An 18671-nucleotide genomic window follows, 5' to 3' on the forward strand; every position below is an offset into this window, starting at 1 on the left:
AAAAATGCCGGGTGTAGAGTTTTATTTCTGCATCCGGCATTTTTGGTACTTGTTAGCGTATGGCTGAACGGTACAATTTATAGAGTAAGGGCGGGTCCTGAAGCGCCCCGTTCATTTAGAATAGGTACTGATATATTTTCGGTTCCTTGATCAAAGGAGAAACATAATGGCAGAGCGCGAAGCCACTATTGCAAGCCGTGTTGGCCTGCACGCACGTCCGGCAGCTATCTTCGCTGAGGCAGCTGGCGACCTCCCCGTTGAGGTGACCATCGCTGCTAAGGGTGAGCCCGCAGATGAGGCTATGGACGCTGCATCGATTCTGTCCCTGATGTCCCTGGGTGCAAAGCACGGCGACGTTGTTGTCCTGCGCGCTGAGGGTGAAGGTGCTGAAGAGGCTCTGGACTCGCTGGTTAAGATCCTCGAGACCGACCACGACGCTGAGTAATTGACTTTCGCCTCTGAAGTGACCCCGAGCGGTGCGCTTCGGATGCTGTGAAGGCTACAGCCTTAAAGCGTGAATATCCCGTCACTTCGGTGGCGGGATATTTTTTTGTTATGAATAATTCATCTTTTATTGAGGTGTGAGTGGGGGTAGATGGGGGATATTTCTCTGCAAATCTTAATGTATATATAACCTTTATTTTTCCTCGAAAATAGCTCTAGAAATATCTCCCAAAATATCTTCTGTGCAGTAATGACCTGGATTTCTCTTCATATCAATGAACCTTACTGCCGTAAGTTCCGCAGAGCGCTTTTGCTCACAAAATCACCGGGCAGAAAAGTGATATTTCTGCTCTCCAGTGCTACCGCAGAATCGTGCCCTTGTTAGACTAAAAAGGCACTGTCTATCTGGGAGGGACATTGGCAGAATCGAGGAACACCCCCGCGACCCCCACATCGCGGGAAGCTTCGCATGCAGGCGAAGCAAACACTGCCGCAACGGAAGGAAGCGAGCAGAATACCACCGCTGGCTACATCGCCGGTAAACGCGGTTTTCCCCTGGTTTCACTAGACCAGGTCACCGACGAGAAATTGCGCCGCGTGCTGGCTCAGCATGCCGCCTCCGCGACAAGCCAGGAGGGCACCGTCGCTGCAGAAGCTGTCAGTGATGTACTGCAGGAAGCCGCAGTGGATATGGGTATCACCGCGCAGGAGCCAGTTGAGCTCACCAGTGACCCCGAACTGACCCCTAACGGCCACGGCGCGCGTACCGTCATTGACCCCTCCCTCGTGCCTGATGACGACCTGGATGCGTACCGTGAGGACCCTAACCCCGTCACATCCAGCAACTTGGTAACTGAGGCGGCGCTGACTCGCCCCTCCCAGCCGGTGCCCATGACCGGCATGATTCCGCAGGTGCCCAACTCTCACGCAGCCCGCCGCTTCGGCGCGGATCCTACCGCAATGCCGAAGACCGGGCCTGTCTCGATGCCCACCACCTCCGTACCGCTGGTTGAGGGCGGCTCTCGCGGCTTATTTGGGCGCGGTAGCGGTGGTCGCTGGGGTTCGCGTCGCTTCCGCTCCTTTGTGCGCACTGAGGAGGCGGCACCCGCCGCCCCGCGCGGTGCCCAGCGCATTGCGCAGCGCCAGTTCGTGCCGACTATCCGGTCTGACGAGCATGAGCGCCGTGAGGCGTTCCGCCGTGAGAAGGAGTACGCCCGCGATACCCTGAACTTCACTCTGCGCCTGGCGGAGGCGATGTTCCACTACGGTGCGGACGCAATGGACGTGGACTCGGCGATTATTGCGGTGTCTTCGGCGTACGGGCTGGACTCGGTGGAAGTCGACATTACGAACCAGTCGGTGACCATCAACTACACGTCGGACCCCGATATTTACATGGAATCCCGCATCGCCAAGCGCAATGCGAACGCTGACGAGCGCTTTACCCATACCCTGGTGCGTGTGGTGCGTTCCTCTACGGAGAACTACGAGGCGCTTTCTGAGGTGTACGGCCTGATTTATAAGATCACTCGGGGCGGTATGACTCTAGAAATCGCCGATTTGAAGCTGAACCAGATTACGCACCGGCCCAAGCCGTTCCCGCCTCTGGTAGTGTGGTTGGCGAACCTGGCGTGTGCCGGAACCCTGACGGCGGCGCTGGGTGCAAGCTTTGCGACGGCGTTGAGCGCGGCGATTATTTTTATTCCCGTGTACCTGCTGATTCAGTGGTTGAGTTCGATTGGTATTCCGGCGTTCTTCCGTATGGCTGCTAGTGCCGGTCTGATGACCTTCTTGGCGATTTGGCTGGGCGGTGAGGGATCCATTCTTTCGGTGTTGCAGCGTCAGGGGGAGGCGATTTCGGCGCCTCTGGTGGTGGCTGCGGGCATGATTATGTTCTTGCCAACGCCGCGTCTGGTGGGTGCCGTGCAGGACGCGATTAATGGCTTCCCGGTGACGGCTGCGGGTCGTTTCGTGTCTACGGGCATGAGCTTCTTGGGGCTGGTGGTTGGTATTGCGACCGCGGTGAGTGCGATCAATATTTTCAACGGCCCGACCCTGGATATTGAGCAGCTGCGTTTTGAGCCGACGACCCCGCTGGTGGCGTCGTTCTTCTTCCTGGTGGCGATTGCGACCTTTGCGATTACCTTGCAGACGAAGCTGGTGAAGGTCGGGTGGCTGATGGTCATTACGGGCTGCGGTCTGGCGGCGTATTACGGTTATGAGCTGCTTGCTGGCCCGAGTACTGGTCGCGGTCCGACGGCGTGTGCGGCGGTTGTGATTGGTGCGTTGAGCACATATTTTGCGTACCGTCTGCATGTGCCCCAGGCTATTTTCTCGATTCCTGCGATTACGTTCTTGCTGCCGGGTCTGTCGTTCTTCCGCGGCATGTATTTGTTGACGGTTGAGACGGACGTGATTCTGGGTATGCAGAATATGATTACGGCGGTTTCGATTGTGGTGGCGATGGCTTCGGGTGTTGCGTTGGGTAATTACACGATGCAGTATGCGCTACAGCGTTTTACGACTCCGCGAAATGTGGAACCGGCTGATTCTTAGCCGTTTTTCAAGGGTATATAGCCGATATTGCATATATTGGATGTTGGGAGGGGGCGGTAGCCTGCGAGGTGAACTCACAAGCTACCGCCCCTTCACTATGCCTATTGCGCCAGCTCTCATACTGGCTCTTATGTTGCGCCTAGCGGACCGTCCTAGCGAACCGTCCAATCCACCGGCTCCGCGCCCTGCTGTACCAGCAAAGAATTCACCGTCGAAAACGGGCGCGACCCAAAGAAACCACGACGAGCAGATAGCGGCGAAGGATGCGCCGACTCCACGCTCGGGTACGGCTGCAACATGGGTGCGCACTTGCGCGCATCCGCACCCCACAGCAGACCCACCAGCGGCTGGTTACGCGCCACCAGTGCACGGATAGCGCACTCGGTAATCTCCTCCCAACCCTTGCCGCGGTGCGAACCCGCATCAGACTCGCGCACCGTCAAAACCCTGTTGAGCAGCATGACGCCCTCATCAGCCCAACAGGACAGGTCGCCGTGATCAGCCGGGGCGATACCCAAATCGTCCTGCAGCTCCTTGTAAATATTGTTCAGTGAACGAGGCAACGGCATACCGCGGTGCACCGAGAACGACAGACCCATCGCATTGCCCGGAGTAGGGTAGGGGTCCTGGCCAATAATGAGGACCTTCACCTGGCTCATCGGGCGGCGGAACGCATTGAAAATATCGGCGGCAGGCGGGAAAGTACGGTACCCCGCCGCGTGCTCTTCACGCAGGAAAGCGCCCATGGCGTGAATCTGCTCTTCGACGGGGGCGAGTGCTGCCGCCCAATCCTCGCTCATAATGCTGCTGAGGGGCTGGTTCATGAATCTCCTCGGGAATCTCCTGATGCTGATGCGACCCGGACGGTGACGGAACCGGGCGCGGGATGAACGTTTCTCCTCTAGACTGAGTTTCTCTTCTAGACTAGGGGATGACGGATACACGCGCTAGGAGACGCCAGCCGCGGCAGGCGAGCTGCAGACAGGAGGGAACGTGTCAGAACGGGAACGAGCTGAAACCGCGCAGACCCAGCCGGAACAGCAGACCCAGCCGGAAGCACAGAACCAGCCGGAAGCACAGAACCAGCCGGAAGTAGGGAGCCAACCCGGTGGCCTGACCCCGGTGGAGCGCCGCATCCTTGAGGTGGAGCGCCGCCGCTTCAAGCACCAGGGCTCCAAAGAGAAGGCGATTATCGCCGCCGGATTCACGCCCATTGCCTACTACCAGCGCCTGAACGTGATGCTGGACGATGAGCGGGTACGCGCCGCAGCGCCGCAGATAATCGACGTTCTGCGCGCCCGCCGAGACACTGACTAGGGGCTCAAACTGGGAGAGCCGTGCGAGCTTTCCAACTCCTGCTTTTAGCCCTGCGCACCTCAAGTTCAACCAGAGATTGAACACTGTGCGGTGTCCGTCTCTTTCACAGCCGGTTGCGGGGCGTTCACGTTGGTTCTCGCTAGTTGAGACGGTACTCTAGGTACTAGAACACCAAGACCGCACCTTCCGCAGCCGCGCCCGCGCGCCCGGTAGGGCGGTACGGTACCAGCCGGTAAACAGAGACCCGTGAAATGAGGATAAATGAGCTACCCCCGCGACGAATTTGACGAGGTAGACGAAAACACCGCCCGCCGCGGAACCTACCGCGCGGTCAACGCTGACCCGGCAAAGAGCCCCAAGGGCGCTATCCCCCTGGTAGCTGCAGGCGTAGTTGGTCTGCTCATCGGCGGCGCAATGTACGTGTACGCGCCGCGCACCGCCTCCCCGCAGTATTCGGCGTCCACCGCGAAGAGTAGCTCCGCCCCCGCAAGCGCCTCTGCGTCCTCTGCGCCGGCTAAGGCTTCCGCCTCGGCAAGTGCTACGAAGACCGGTCTGGCTGAGTCCATCTCTGTGGCGGTCTACAATGCGGCGGCTCCGGCGGGTAGTGCATCTCGTGCGGCGGCTCTGCTGACCGGCTACACCATCAACGAGACGGCAAACTACACGGGTGCGGCACCGGCAACCAGCGTGGTCTACTACGCTGAGGGCTACCAGTCGCAGGCGCAGAGCATCGCCTCGAAGCTGGACATTTCGCAGGTGCGTCAGGCGACCGCCAACGTTGAGATGGGCAACCACGAGGTTATCGTGATTCTGTCGTCGGATTACACCGGCTCCGCTACTGCCGCGGAATAGGTTCAGGCGGTTGCCGGGGTGAGTCTAAGCCCGCGCCAGCTGTTTCAACCATAGTGACTTCTACTCAACCCCATCCGCGCAATTCCACTAATGCGCCGGGTGGGGTTGATGCTTTTAACACCCCTCCCGCACTCCCGGCGGGCACACCGGTAACGCCCCTTTTGACGGGGTTGATGAGCGCAGATTAAGCACTGGGCGATTAACCCTTCAACCTTGGGCTTAAACGTTTGCTCCATGCCGGTGCGGGTGCCACAATTGATGTAGCGTTCGGGTGTTTTATGCCCTACTCTGCCCGCGCCTCCGTAACGGGGGCGCTGTGGAGGGGCAACCACCCGATTTTAGATGTACCGCACCCGCAGGGGTGAAGGAAAAAATCCGATCGTCCAGGAGGACACTTATGGCAAAGCTCATTGCTTTTGACGAAGAGGCACGCCGCGGCCTTGAGCGCGGTTTGAACACCCTCGCCGATGCAGTGAAGGTGACCCTCGGCCCCCGCGGCCGCAACGTTGTGCTGGAGAAGGCGTGGGGCGCCCCCACCATCACCAACGACGGTGTCTCGATCGCGAAGGAAATCGAGCTGGAGGATCCGTACGAGAAGATTGGTGCGGAGCTCGTCAAGGAAGTTGCTAAGAAGACTGACGACATCGCAGGTGACGGTACCACCACCGCTACCGTTCTGGCTCAGGCACTGGTCCGCGAGGGCCTGCGCAACGTGGCTGCTGGCGCTGACCCGCTGAGCCTCAAGCGCGGCATTGAGAAGGCTGTTGAGGCTGTGACCGAGGCTCTGCTCTCCTCCGCGAAGGAAGTTGAGACCGAGGAAGAGATCGCTGCAACCGCGTCTATTTCCGCTGGCGACGCTGAGATCGGCAAGCTCATTGCTGAGGCAATGGAGAAGGTCGGCAAGGAAGGCGTCATCACCGTTGAGGACTCCAACACTTTCGGTCTGCACCTCGAACTGACTGAGGGTATGCGCTTCGACAAGGGCTTCCTGTCGGGTTACTTTGTGACCGACCCGGAGCGTCAGGAAGCAGTCCTGGAGGACCCCTACATCCTGGTTGTGAACCAGAAGATTTCGAACGTTAAGGACCTCGTTCCCGTCCTGGAGAAGGTCATGCAGTCCGGCAAGCCGCTGCTGATCGTTGCTGAGGACGTTGAGGGTGAGGCTCTGGCTCTGCTGGTGCTGAACAAGATGCGCGGCTCCATCAAGTCTGTTGCTGTGAAGGCTCCGGGCTTCGGTGACCGCCGTAAGGCTCAGATGGCTGATATCGCTATCCTGACCGGTGGCCAGGTCATTACCGAAGAGGTTGGCCTGTCCCTGGACGCAGCAACCCTGGACATGCTCGGTTCCGCCCGCAAGGTCGTTGTGACCAAGGACGAGACCACCATCATCGAGGGTGCAGGCGACGCAGCGGCTATCGAGGGTCGCGTTGCTCAGATTCGCGCAGAGATCGCTAACTCCGACTCTGACTACGACCGTGAGAAGCTGCAGGAGCGCCTGGCTAAGCTCGCCGGTGGCGTTGCTGTGCTGAAGGCTGGTGCCGCAACTGAGGTTGAGCTGAAGGAACGTAAGCACCGCATTGAGGATGCTGTGCGTAACGCTAAGGCTGCTGTTGAGGAGGGTATCGTCCCCGGTGGTGGCGTTGCTCTGATTCAGGCTGGCGTGAAGGTCTTCGACAAGCTGGAGCTGACCGGTGACGAGGCTACCGGTGCGAACATTGTGCGCGTGGCTATCGACGCACCGCTGAAGCAGATCGCTGCTAACGCTGGCCTGGAGCCGGGCGTTGTGGTTGATCGCGTTCGTTCCCTGCCTGCTGGTACCGGCCTGAACGCTGCAACCGGCGAGTACGAGGACCTGATGGCTGCCGGTATTGCTGACCCGGTGAAGGTGACCCGTTCGGCTCTGCAGAACGCTGCGTCTATTGCTGGTCTGTTCCTGACCACTGAGGCTGTTGTTGCGAACAAGCCGGAGCCCGCTGGTGCGGCTGCTCCCGGTGCGGACGGCATGGCAGGCATGATGTAGTAGAAATTTATCCCTGATGGGGTAAATTTCTACGGAATCCGTGGCACGCGAAGCGTGACCCGGTGGTGACCTAACGCTGGTACCCAAACCGGCGCAGGTCCACGCATCCGTATGAGGCGGGGGCGGCTACCCACAAAGGGTGGCTGCCCCCGCTTTTGTGTGCCCACGCGTCCTGTCCCGCCGGTGGAGGCGGTAGAATGGCTCCTTATGGAATGCGCCTATTTTCGTGATGACCTCTGCTCCTCCTGCCCCAGCATTGAGACCGCCTACACCGCGCAGGTGCAGGCGAAGCAGGAGCATGCCCGCGCCCTGCTTGCCGCCCACCCTCAGCTGCAGTGGCTGGACCCGGTGACCAGCGCGGAGGCCGGCTTCCGCAACAAGGCGAAGCTCGTGGTGGGCGGTTCGGCGAAGAACCCGACCCTCGGCATCGTGGATTACCGTACGGGCGCCTCCACTGATCTTGGCGAATGCCCGCTCTATATGGAGCCGATTCAGGCGGCTATTCCGGTGCTGCGTGAGCTGATTCAGCGCGCGAACCTGACCCCTTATGACATTCCGAATCGTCGCGGTGAGCTGAAGAATATTCTGGTGACTGCTTCGGCGGCGGGTGAGCTGATGGTGCGTTTCGTGCTGCGTTCGAAGAAGCTGCTGGTGCCGATTCGCCGCCAGATGGACTGGCTACAGGAGCGGTTGCCGAACCTGGCGGTGCTGTCGGTGAACCTGCTGCGTGAGCCGGTGGCGCGCGTTGAGGGTGATGAGGAGATTATCCTTTCGGAGCGTCAGACCCTGCCGATGCAGGTGAATGACCTGACCCTGCATTTGCGTCCGCAGAGCTTCTTCCAGACGAACACGAAGGTCGCTGAGGCGATGTACGCGCAGGGCCGCGAGTGGGTGCGTGAGGTGGCTCCGCGCTCGCTGTGGGACCTGTACTGCGGTGTGGGTGGTTTTGCTCTGCATGCCGCTTCGGTGATGGGCGGCGGCTCGGTGACGGGTATTGAGATTAGCGCGGAGGCAGTCGCTTCGGCGCAGCGCACGGTGGCTGAGTACGGCCTGGAGGGTGTGGACTTTTCGGCTCAGGATGCGCCGGAGTTCGCGGTGTCTTCGGGCACGGTGCCGCAGATGCTGGTGGTGAATCCGCCGCGCCGCGGCATTGGTGAGAGCTTGTGCGCGTGGATTGAGGGTTCGGGTATTGACCGTGTGGTGTATTCGAGCTGTAATGCGGTGACTTTGGCGAAGGACCTGGAGCGCATGCCTTCGTATGCGCCGGTGCAGGGCCGCGTGCTGGACATGTTCCCGCATACGGACCACTACGAGGTCATGGTGCTGCTGCAGCGGCAACTATGATATTAAAAAAATTTTGATAGACGAGTAATGTAATCATAATAAAGTTCGGGGGATGAATAATCTAAATGAGATTTCCAAGAGTTGTTAGGCTGGCTATACCTGTGGGTATATTATTGCTTGTTTTAAGTCTATTTTTGGGAAATGTAGAATTAGCTTGGTCTAATATTATATCCAGTCTTGGAATGAATTCTAGTAATTCCTCTTTATTTGAATTTATGCTACCTCTATTGCAGCCCCTGTCTATTTTATTTATATCTCTAGGATTGTATGAACTTATTCTAGTTGGTTTGGATACATTGTTTTTTTATATTTTTGACAGTAATTCCTGGAAGATGATTCTTAAAGGTCGTACTGAAATTGCTCTGTGGAGAGTGAGAATTACATATCGCTGGGATAAGTTGTATCGATTTTTGAGGCTGTGGTGGTTGCCTATCGCTACTGGAGGTGGGAATGAAGTTTGGAATGGCCTGCATGGAAAAGTGCTTCCTTCATGGTTAAGAAATATAGTTAAAGATATGCTGGTCTTGACTATATTTTTACTTTCGATTCATATCTATCTATCCCTGGGGGTAAATAATCCAATTAAGATTACAGGTAAAGATATTGTGGAAAATTTCCTGAACCTTAAGCTGGATGTGGCTGGGATTTTCTCGAGTCTGCCCCTTGCACTTACTATAATCACATTGCTACCAACTATTTTCTTCTTTTATTTCTATAGTCAAAAAAGAGATATTCGGAAGATTGTAAGTAAGGAGGGTAATAAGCGCCTTGAGGAATCTGTTCTACTGTATGAAGAATTAATGGCGTGGATTGATCAGAACCTGTATAGAATATCAGAAAACTATAACTGTGCTATTTTGAATCAGGAGCATATAGTTGAGTTGAGATTGAAGAAGGTTTTTTCAAACTACTCGTCAGTTAAAAAAGGTTATTCTTATGGAATTTCTAGAATCGATAATTATGGATTTCAAGATATTGATGGAGTGGAAGACATTTCGCAAATTGTTAATAGATTACGGGAGGATAGATTAATTGAATATTCTTGGTTGATTGCGGTACAAAAACATGATATTTGGCGCTTTTATATTGATTTGATACTCCTGGGCGATCCAAAGATTATTAATCGTATACTTTATACGCGTTCTGGAATGGTTGATGATATGTCCAGAAGATCCCGATTCTTGCAAGAAGCTACGGAAGAAATATTAGATGCAAGAAGAAAAGATTCACGTGATGATTTAGCACGGGAGATATATGCAAACCTTAAAAGAATATACGTATTGAAGCGTGGAAGTGATGCCATTAGGAAGTACCTTTACTCGTCAAGGACTGAGAAAGTTCTTGTAAGGGTTCTTCAAAAGGAAAAGTAGCGAGACACCTGACCTCAGATGGAAAATGTCATTCATGTCCATAAGCGAATATAAACTGGCCTCTTAGGAGAGACTACGTAAAAAGCGGTGGCGCCTCGGAAATAATCATCCGAGGCGCCACCACTTTTTTGTGCCGTTATTGATGAGCGCAAAATTTTAGCCCTGCGCCGCGAGAATACCCGCCGCGTACGCCGCCTGACCCACGTGCTGCGCCGCATCGTCAATCATGCTGACCAGGCGCACACCGCGGGTCACCGGTGGAGTCCAGGAGCGGTCAATAATCTCACTCAAATCAGCCTCACTCAGCGTCGCCGCGTAGTCCGCGAGCGCCTCGCCGGTCGCCACAAGGTACTCCACTAGAAGAGCCGAATCCTCAACCACAATCGAGCGTGCCTGCTCGGGGGTGTGGCCGTAACCCATGGTGTCGCCCAGCTCGCCCAGGTTGAAACGCTCCCTGAACCCCTGAGTCTCCCAGACCTGCGGCTGACCGCTCAGGGCAGAAAGCTGCATGTCCATCTGCCGTCCGGCGTGCCAGAGCAGCCACGCAATAGAGTTCGGGTGCCCGCCCGGATGCGCGTTCAAAGCCTCGGCTGACAGCCCCTTGACTGCCACGGCGGCTTCGATGCCGGGGCGGCTGGCGGCGTCACGCAGAATGTCGTGGGTTTTCATGGAATCCTCCTGAAGATGCTGGCTCCTCGCAGGGGCCGGGTAGTTTCAGTCTACGCCCGCGTGTTCGCCGCCTTGAAAGAGTCGCCTTGAAAGAGCCGGTTTGAAAGAAAAAATGTGGCGCACGGGAATAATACTCATTTCTTTCCGTTGAACTCTGTGAAGACATCATCATCTAAAATTCACAGGAGAATATTATGACCACCCCCGCTCAGCTGCACTTTGACATGGTCGTCATTGGCTTCGGCAAGGGCGGCAAGACCCTCGCTGGCGCATACGCCAAGACCGGCAAGAACGTTGCCCTCATCGAGCAGTCCTCAAACATGTACGGCGGCACCTGCATCAACATCGGTTGCGTACCCACCAAGGCGCTCGTGCACCGCGCCGACGAGTTCCGCGCCAGCGGCGAGCGCACCCTTGAAGAGGCAAACGCCGCCTACGAATCCGCCGTGGTTTTCCGTGACAAGCTGACCGGCATGATGCGCGCCAAGAACCGCGAGATCCTGCTGTCCAACGAGACCGCTAAGCTCATTGACGGTCACGCACGTTTCATCTCCGACACCGAGGTTGAGGTCACCGCGGGCGAGGACACCCTGCGCGTTACCGCCGACTACTTCATCATCAACACCGGTGCCGTGTCGGTTATCCCGCCGATTGAGGGCATCCGCGAATCTGAGCGTGTGCTCACCTCCACCGAGCTGCAGAAGCTCACCCCGCGCCCCAAGCGTCTGGGCATTATCGGTGGCGGCCCCATCGGTGTTGAGTTCGCCGGTATTTTCTCCTCCTACGGTACCGAGGTGACCATTCTGGACGGCGCACCCGCCCTCTTCGGCCGCTACGACGAGGATGTTGCCCAGGTTGCCCGCGAGATTATCGCAGACCAGGACACTACCGCTCACACCGGCGTGCGTGTGCAGTCCTTCAAGGACGGCGCTGACTCGGTGACCGTGACCTACCTCGACTCCGAGGGCGCTACCCAGCAGCTGGAGGTGGACTACGTGATGGTTGCGACCGGCCGCAAGCCCGCCACCGAGGGTCTGGGCCTGGAGAACACCAGCATCGAAACCAACGACCGCGGCGCAATTGTCGTGGATGAGCACCTGCGCAGCACCGTGCCGAACATCTTCGCGCTCGGTGACGTGAACGGCGGCCCGCAGTTCACCTACATCTCCATGGATGACTACCGTGTGGTGCTCTCCCAGCTGGTCGGTGACGGTTCCCGCTCCACCAAGGACCGCAAGGCAGTGGCTTCGACCATTTACATGAACCCGCCGCTGTCTTCCGTGGGCCTGACCGAGCGTGAGGCAATCGAGGCTGGCCACAAGGTGAAGGTCGCTTCGAAGCCGGTTGCCGCGGTTGCCGCGATGCCGCGTGCGAAGACCCAGGAGAACCCGCGCGGCATCATGAAGTTCGTGATTGACGCGCAGACCGACCAGATTCTGGGTGCCCAGCTGCTGGTAATCGAGTCCATGGAGGTTATTAACCTGGTGGCTCTGGCGATGCGCCACGGCATTACTGCTTCGCAGCTACGCGATGAGATTTACACTCACCCCTCGATCACTGAGGGCCTGAATGAGGTTCTTGCCGTCGCGGCGCCCGTGAACTAGTTGAACTAGAATCGCGTCTGGATTCGCGGTTCGTATAGCGTTTCTGCTTGTCTGAGTGCTTCCCTGCCCATTCCGCCCGTTGTGCTGTCAACGGGGGTGCGGGCAGGGAAGCATTTTTGTTAAGGCTCATATATACCTAGTCGCTAAGCATGCCCTAAGATGGTTATGAGATAAGCGCAAGCTCACCGGTTGGGTGGTCAGCGCGAGAGGGCTCGGAGGAGACACCCACTCGCGGCTACACCCACCACAGCGCACCGCCTGCGCCGCGCATACAACCGAAAACCAAAGGCACGAACCGGGAGAATCATGGCACTGCCCAAAATTAAGCCCTACACCTACGTCGACCGTGAACACAGCAATCGCGTGAGCTGGCCTGTGGACCCCTCCCGCGCTGTACTGCTCGTGCACGACATGCAGGTACACTTCGTCCAGGCTTTCGAAGGCGCCAACCTGGGTGAGGGTAACGATAACCCGGACGCACAGATTAACATCGCCATTCGGAACCTGCGCCGCCTCATTGACGCCGCCCACGCCGCCGGAATCCCGGTCTACTACACCGCGCAGCCGCCGCGCCAGAACCCCGAAGATCGCCGCCTGCTCATCGACTTCTGGGGCGACGGCCTGCAGAACGATGAGTCCGCCCGCGTGCTCGACGAACTGGCACCCACCGACCGCGACACCGTGCTGACCAAGTGGCGCTACTCCGCGTTCGTGCGCAGCCCCTTCGAGGACCTGCTCAAGGAGTCCGGTCGCGACCAGCTCATTATCGGCGGCGTGTACGCGCACATTGGCTGCCTGACCACCGCCCTGGAAGCGTTCATGCGTGACATTCAGCCGTTTATGGTTGCGGATGCGCTCGCCGACTTCTCGGAGGAGGAGCACCGCATAGCGTGCGAGTACGCTTCGGGTCGTTGCGCCCGCGTGCTGAACACCGCCGATGTACTCGCCGACCTGCAGTCCGCAGAAGGTGCTGAGAAGGCTGAGACTGCTGAGGAGGCGCGCGCATGAGCTGGGTCATTGTGACCGGCGCGAACGGTGGTATTGGTGAGGCAACCGTCCACCAGCTCATCAAGAACGGTTATTCGGTGTTTGCGGCTGACCTTGCAGAGCAGCCCATTGCCTCCTTCGGCACCTACGGGGACGCAATCTTCCGCTACCGCGCCGTAGACGTGACCAGCGAAGAGTCCGTCACCGCCCTCGCCAACGCTGTAGCGGCACTCGACGAACCCATCACCGGCGCGGTGCTCGCCGCGGGCATCGCCCACAGCCAGCCGCTACTGGAAACCAGTTTCGCCACATGGAAGCGTCTGCACGCGGTCAACTCCGACGGCGTGTTCCTGTGCCTGCGCGAATTCGCGCGCATCATGATTGACCAGCAGGAGTCCGACCCGGCGAACAGCCGCTCCCTGGTGACGGTCGCCTCCAACGCGGCACGTGTGCCCCGCGCGGAGTTTGGTGCCTACGGTGCATCGAAGGCGTCGGCGGCGCGCGTGAGTTCCAGCTTCGGTCTGCAGCTTGCCGCGCACGGTATTCGCGTGAATTCGGTCTGCCCCGGCACTACCCGAACCCCCATGGTGACCGATGCCTGGGAGGGGGAGGACCGCTCCGCCCTGCCGGTTGCCGGTAACCCGGAAACGTTCCGCCTGGGCATTCCGCTGCGCCGTATTGCCGACCCGGCGGATATTGCGGCGGTCAACGCTTTCCTCATTTCTGAGGCGGCACGCCACATCACCATGCAGGAGATTGTTGCCGACGGCGGTGCGACCCTCTAATGGCACCCCGCCTGTAATATACCCGCGCCCGCACTGCACTCTAAATGCTTCCGGCGCGAACCCCACACCACTGATAGAAGTACGATGACGAACCTTCCCGACTTTATCTTTGCCACCGGCACCCGCGTGCTCCGCGCCGCAGGTTCCATGACCCCCGTAACCTTCGAGAACGCCCAGGAGGAGGCGAAGCGCGCCGGCACCGCCGTCGTGGGCCTCATCCCCTTCGACCCGGAGGCCCCCGCCTACCTCTTCGTCCCCGAACGCTTCGAGGAAGAGGAGGTGCCCGTCCCCGAGCACACCGTGAAGCTGGCCGAGCCCGTGTCGGTGACCGGCCGCCAGAACGATTCGTTCCGCACCGCCGTGGCCACCGCCGTGGAGCGCATGAAGGCCGGCGAGCTGAGCAAGATCGTGCTCTCGCGCGTGCTTACCGCCCGCTACGCCCCCGGCGCGCTGGACCTCGATGCGTTGTACAGCAACCTGCGCGCCCAGCAGCGTTCCGCGTTCAACTTTGCGGTGCGCCTGCCCGACGGTGAGCGCGGCATGAACGGAAGCTACCTGATGGGCGCCTCCCCGGAGCTGGTGTTCCGCACCGAGGGCCGCGCCTTCAAGACCCACCCGCTTGCCGGTAGCGCCCCGCGCATTGCCGAGCCCGGTAGCGCCGAGGACGAGGCGATTCGTGACCGCCTGTTCGCCTCGCCGAAGGACCGCCACGAGCACGCCTACGTCATTAACGATATTGCCAAGCGCCTGGCCCCCATCGCCGAGGAGCTGAACGTACCGCAGGTGCCCTCGCTGCTGCAGACCCCGCAGCTTTGGCACCTGGCGACCCCCATCGACGGTGTGCTGAAGGAGGGTTTGACCTGCCTGGACGGTGCCCGCGCGATCCACCCGACTCCCGCGATTTGCGGTGCCCCCACTGAGAAGGCGCTGGAGCTGATTCGCCAGCTGGAGTCTTTCGAGCGCCGCTACTTTGGCGGCCTGGTCGGCTACATGGACGCCGAGGGTAACGGCGAGTGGGCGCTGGTGCTGCGTTGCGCCCAGGTCAGCCCGGACGAGGCGGTGCTGTACGCGGGCGCGGGTATTGTGGCTGAGTCCGACCCGGAGCTGGAGCACACGGAGACCGGCACGAAGCTCGGCAGCTTTGGCCGCGCCCTGGGCGTCGATACTCTGGGCGAAGACACCCCGTAGGCTTCTATCTTGAACGCCTTGACGAGGCAGAATAAAACGACGGAACGCGCTCGCTGGCATGGCGGGCGCGTTCCGTCGTTGTATCAGGTGTTCGGGGATTGAGCGCGGCTAATCGGTGAGCAGGCGCTTGAGCTCCAGGGGAGTAGCCACCGGCAGAAGCTGAGCCTCAACCTGCGCGGGCTCACCCTCAGCAGGGTTCTCCACCGCCAGGGCGATGAGCATCTTCTGCGCGTGCTCGGGGTTCTCCGCATCGGGGAGCGCCACGGGTACCCACTGCAGGCTAAAGCTTCGCTCGGCAGCCTCGCCACCCTGATTACCGCCCTGATTACCGACATGGGGCGCGCTAAAGGTAGCACGCGCGGTCAAGCTGTCCTGAGTCAGTACGCGCAGGGCGCCAGGCTCGGGGGTGCCACCGCCCAGAAGGTCCCCCGGGACCTCCTCGTTCATGGCAAGTTCGAGCGCATCCAGCAGGCCATCGGTGAGCTGCACCCGAACCAGGGACGGCACTACGCTCAGGCCGTGGCCGGTCGCCTTGAGTACCGCCTCCTTAGCGGTCCACAGCGCCACAGAGAGCAGGTGCAGTACGGGCGCGGGGCGTTCCTGCGCCACCCGCTCATAGAACGTGCGTTCTTCATCGGAGAGCGCCAGGCGCGCAAAACCGGAGAACAGACGCGCATCCAGGGTTTCAACATCCACGCCGAGCACCGCCGAGGAATTACGACTAAACGCACCCACCACCAGCGGATTCACCTGCGACATATTGAAATTTACGCCCGCAATACGCGGCTTGCCGTGCTTCTTACCGCTGGTGCACAGGGTGCAGGAACGATCCACCTCAATCTCAGAAGCGGCACTGGACGGCACATCCAGACGCGCCGCCGCCATGGCACGCATGAGCGCCTGAGTGCTCAGGTAGCTGACCGCCGCCGTGGAGGTCGGCAACTGCGCCGCATGCTGCTGCTCAGCAAGCCCCAGGTAGCTCAACCAGCTAAAACGCAGGGAACCGTACATCGTGCGGGTGGGAAGAGCGAAAATCTGCACGCGCTCGCTCGGGCGGGCGGTAGAGCGCTCCGGGCGCTGTGCGCTGGGTGTTTCGGGGGCAGAATAGCTCATAGGTTTAGTGTACCCGCCCGGCATTACGGCAATGGGCGCGTCTGAGGCTGCTTGAGGTTGTCCACAGCTGCGACCGCGCGCTACGCACCCTCGCCGCCTGTGCGGTAAAGTCATCACAGACATCATTACGGACTGCCGCCCGCACAATAGAGCGGCGGCGTAGAAAGAAGGTACCGTGAACAGCACGCAAGAGATCATTGCCGCCGCAGACGGCTCGGCGCTGGGCAACCCCGGACCGGCGGGCTGGGCATGGTATATCGACGACGACCACTGGGCGAGCGGAGGCTGGGCGCACGGCACCAACAATATGGGTGAGCTCAAGGCTGTCCTGGACCTGTTCGAGGCGACCGCATCCCGCCCAGAGGCGAAGCTGCGCGTGTACTGCGATAGCCAGTACGTCATTAACTCGCTGACCAAGTGGATGCCCGGCTGGAAGAAGAAGGGCTGGAAGAAATCCGATGGCAAGCCCGTGCTCAACCGCGACCTTCTGGAGGCGCTGGATCAGGCGCTGACCGGCCGCGACTACGAGTTCATTTGGGTGAAGGGCCACGCCGGTCACGAGCTCAACGAGAAGGCAGACTCCCTGGCGAATGGTGCTGCGCGCGCCTATCAGGAGGGTCGTGAACCCGCGCACGGCCCCGGCTTCGGCGCGTCTGCTGAACCCGCTACTGCGGCTGTGGAGCCTGCGGTTGTGGAAGCCCCGATTGTGAACGCTCCGTCCGCAGAACCTGCACTCTTGGACGTTGCCCTCCCTGAGGTTGCGCTCTCTGAGCCGGCGCCCTCCGAGTCTTCCGCGGACGCCCACCTGCCCGTACAGGAATTCACCGCAGCCGAGATTGAGAACGCCCAGCGCGGCGTGGAGAGCCTGCGCCTATCAGGTCTGCTGCGCCCCGCCTCCGCGGTGAACGCCCCCGATCCGGAGGCGGTTCGCACCCGCAAGGAACAGCTGGCGCTCGCGGCAGAGCGTGCCGCCGAGCGTGACGCAAAGGCGCTGGCGCGCCAGCAGGAGACCGCTCAGCAGGCATCCAACGCCGCGCAGGCGGAAGAAGAGGATGACCTGACCGGTCTGGAAGAGTTCGCGGGTATGGACCCGAATGATGTTGACCCGGCGGAACTGCTGGGTGAGACGGAAGAACATGCAGAAGAGCAGACGGTAAATCCGGCCGCGGAGCCCGTTCAGGATGCTCCCGCTCAGCCTGCTCCTTCCCAGCCCGCTGAGCCTGCGCCCGTTGCTCCCGCCGCGCCTGCCCCGAACCCCGTTGTCCCGAACCCGGTTGTCCTGAATCCTGAGGAAGCCGCCGCCGCAGAACAACTACTCGAAAGCCGCGGCTCCGTAATGGAGGCGGCGCAGCTGGAGTCCATGTTGCACGAGCGTCTGGTGTGGGTGACCGCCACCGGCAAGTCGGTGTCCCGCTCCTCGGTGCTGCAGTACCGCGAACGCGCCTTCACCCAGCAGGATGCCCCGCTCAAGCAGGGTGTGCAGGTGCTGGATTCTTCCAGCGTGCTGGTTATGGCGGCGGTTGCGACCGCGCGTGGTCGCGTGAGCCGTTCGAGCATCTGGCATTACGACGCTGAGCGCGGCCTGTGGCGTCTGCGTTTCCGTCAGGAGACCCCTGCTTCCTAAAGCCCGCCTCCTATAGCTCAGCTCCTAAGGAATGGGCTCTTGGGCGCAAAGATTTCCGTGCAATAAACCCCCGCCGCATCCTCACTTTCGAGGATGCGGCGGGGGTTTTCTCAATAGATGTTCGCCGCCTTCTGGCAAATCTGGCGGGCGGTGTGCTGTGCGGCCGGGACCTTTTAGCTGCCCGGTCTGCCGCCTGCCTGCGGGTGGGCCTTAGAATCTGTAGCCCTGACCCCTTAGCCGACGAACATGGAGGCGTTAGCCTGCTCGGTGTCTGCGTAGTTCACGCCTGCGCGGGTGAGCGCCTCGTTGATCTGGGTGATGGATGCTTCGACCTGGCGCTGAGTTGCGTGCCACTGGTCCAGCACGCCCTGGAAGTTAGCGGATGCGGAGCCGGTCCAGGAGCTCTGCAAATCGTGCAGGGATGCGGTCATACCGTTGACGTCTGCGGTGATGGATGCGACGTAGGATCGTGCCTGTGCGCTCTTGGCTGCGATGACTTCGGAATCGACATTGAACTGTGCCATGGTTTTTCTCCTTTGAGATTAGGTGGGGTGGGGCGGTTGCCCCGTGGTGGCGCTTGGGGTTTGGATCTCTGGAAGGGTTGAGTTCCTGACCGGAAGCTTGTTATCACTATATATTTCAAAATGCATCAAATGGGCTGAAAAATAATGATTTAATAAATCTGTGGATAAACCCGCCAGATTCACTCCAGCATCTCGAAAAAATCGAAAACCCACCCGAAAATGACGCCGCCATGACGCGCGCTCGGCTACTCCCGCTGTTCTTTAGCCTCGCAGC

At 59.5% G+C, this 18671-nt stretch carries 16 protein-coding genes; 12 read left to right on the forward strand and 4 right to left on the reverse strand.

All coding sequences use genetic code 11. From position 1 onward, the window contains the following. Window positions 1–166 precede the first annotated feature (166 nt). Window positions 167–445 (forward strand): HPr family phosphocarrier protein, encoded by a 279-nt coding sequence (locus HMPREF2999_RS01205; protein WP_005504506.1) that lies wholly within the window; start codon window positions 167–169, stop codon window positions 443–445. Window positions 446–861: 416 nt separating this feature from the next. Next, the gene (locus HMPREF2999_RS01210) at window positions 862–3000 is read left to right on the forward strand and encodes a threonine/serine exporter family protein (protein WP_070674575.1); all 2139 of its coding nucleotides are present in this window, start codon (window positions 862–864) and stop codon (window positions 2998–3000) included. Between the two features lie 152 nt (window positions 3001–3152). Here HMPREF2999_RS01210 and HMPREF2999_RS01215 read toward each other — a convergent pair whose 3' ends face one another. After that, window positions 3153–3824, reverse strand: coding sequence for a uracil-DNA glycosylase (locus tag HMPREF2999_RS01215; RefSeq protein ID WP_070642327.1), 672 nt, complete (start codon window positions 3822–3824; stop codon window positions 3153–3155). A gap of 169 nt (window positions 3825–3993) precedes the next feature. On the opposite strand from HMPREF2999_RS01215, the gene HMPREF2999_RS01220 reads away from it, so the two are divergent. The 5 genes from HMPREF2999_RS01220 (at window position 3994) to HMPREF2999_RS01240 (ending at window position 9903) form a co-directional block, all read left to right on the forward strand. Further along, window positions 3994–4317 (forward strand): DUF3263 domain-containing protein, encoded by a 324-nt coding sequence (locus tag HMPREF2999_RS01220; protein ID WP_070633685.1) that lies wholly within the window; start codon window positions 3994–3996, stop codon window positions 4315–4317. A gap of 261 nt (window positions 4318–4578) precedes the next feature. Beyond that, entirely contained in the window at window positions 4579–5169 is a 591-nt protein-coding gene (locus tag HMPREF2999_RS01225; RefSeq protein ID WP_070674578.1) for a LytR C-terminal domain-containing protein, read from the forward strand. 397 nt (window positions 5170–5566) lie between these two features. Next, window positions 5567–7189 carry a chaperonin GroEL gene (gene groL, locus HMPREF2999_RS01230; protein ID WP_005504512.1) on the forward strand — a complete coding sequence of 541 codons (1623 nt, stop codon included), beginning with the start codon at window positions 5567–5569 and terminating at the stop codon, window positions 7187–7189. 207 nt (window positions 7190–7396) lie between these two features. Continuing rightward, on the forward strand, window positions 7397–8533 hold the full coding sequence (rlmC, locus tag HMPREF2999_RS01235) for a 23S rRNA (uracil(747)-C(5))-methyltransferase RlmC (RefSeq protein WP_070674581.1): 1137 nt from the start codon (window positions 7397–7399) through the stop codon (window positions 8531–8533). Window positions 8534–8598: 65 nt separating this feature from the next. After that, window positions 8599–9903: a hypothetical protein gene (locus tag HMPREF2999_RS01240; RefSeq protein ID WP_141757025.1), complete on the forward strand. Its 1305-nt coding sequence runs from the start codon at window positions 8599–8601 to the stop codon at window positions 9901–9903. Window positions 9904–10059: 156 nt separating this feature from the next. Here the strand turns inward: HMPREF2999_RS01240 and HMPREF2999_RS01245 are convergent, their stop codons facing one another. Next, a complete protein-coding gene (locus tag HMPREF2999_RS01245; protein ID WP_070674587.1) occupies window positions 10060–10572 on the reverse strand; it encodes a mycothiol transferase in 513 nt (170 codons plus the stop codon). 194 nt (window positions 10573–10766) lie between these two features. Here HMPREF2999_RS01245 and HMPREF2999_RS01250 point away from each other — a divergent pair, with 194 nt between their 5' ends. The 4 genes from HMPREF2999_RS01250 to HMPREF2999_RS01265 all read left to right on the forward strand — a co-directional run bounded on the left by HMPREF2999_RS01250 (window position 10767) and on the right by HMPREF2999_RS01265 (window position 15136). Beyond that, window positions 10767–12176, forward strand: coding sequence for an FAD-dependent oxidoreductase (locus HMPREF2999_RS01250; protein WP_070674590.1), 1410 nt, complete (start codon window positions 10767–10769; stop codon window positions 12174–12176). A 306-nt stretch (window positions 12177–12482) separates the two neighbouring features. After that, on the forward strand, window positions 12483–13184 hold the full coding sequence (locus HMPREF2999_RS01255) for an isochorismatase family protein (protein ID WP_070674593.1): 702 nt from the start codon (window positions 12483–12485) through the stop codon (window positions 13182–13184). After that, window positions 13181–13948 (forward strand): SDR family oxidoreductase, encoded by a 768-nt coding sequence (locus tag HMPREF2999_RS01260; RefSeq protein WP_070507203.1) that lies wholly within the window; start codon window positions 13181–13183, stop codon window positions 13946–13948. The genes HMPREF2999_RS01255 and HMPREF2999_RS01260 overlap by 4 nt, the downstream gene beginning before the upstream one ends. An 84-nt stretch (window positions 13949–14032) precedes the next feature. After that, a complete protein-coding gene (locus HMPREF2999_RS01265) occupies window positions 14033–15136 on the forward strand; it encodes an isochorismate synthase (protein WP_070674596.1) in 1104 nt (367 codons plus the stop codon). A 108-nt stretch (window positions 15137–15244) separates the two neighbouring features. Here the strand turns inward: HMPREF2999_RS01265 and HMPREF2999_RS01270 are convergent, their stop codons facing one another. Further along, window positions 15245–16249 carry a 4'-phosphopantetheinyl transferase family protein gene (locus HMPREF2999_RS01270; protein WP_070674599.1) on the reverse strand — a complete coding sequence of 335 codons (1005 nt, stop codon included), beginning with the start codon at window positions 16247–16249 and terminating at the stop codon, window positions 15245–15247. 175 nt (window positions 16250–16424) lie between these two features. On the opposite strand from HMPREF2999_RS01270, the gene HMPREF2999_RS01275 reads away from it, so the two are divergent. After that, window positions 16425–17873 carry an RNase H family protein gene (locus HMPREF2999_RS01275; protein WP_070674602.1) on the forward strand — a complete coding sequence of 483 codons (1449 nt, stop codon included), beginning with the start codon at window positions 16425–16427 and terminating at the stop codon, window positions 17871–17873. 233 nt (window positions 17874–18106) lie between these two features. Here HMPREF2999_RS01275 and HMPREF2999_RS01280 read toward each other — a convergent pair whose 3' ends face one another. Continuing rightward, the gene (locus HMPREF2999_RS01280; RefSeq protein ID WP_005504526.1) at window positions 18107–18397 is read right to left on the reverse strand and encodes a WXG100 family type VII secretion target; all 291 of its coding nucleotides are present in this window, start codon (window positions 18395–18397) and stop codon (window positions 18107–18109) included. Window positions 18398–18671: the final 274 nt, after the last annotated feature.

The organism is Rothia sp. HMSC066H02 (assembly GCF_001814995.1).
Lineage (GTDB): Bacteria > Actinomycetota > Actinomycetes > Actinomycetales > Micrococcaceae > Rothia > Rothia mucilaginosa.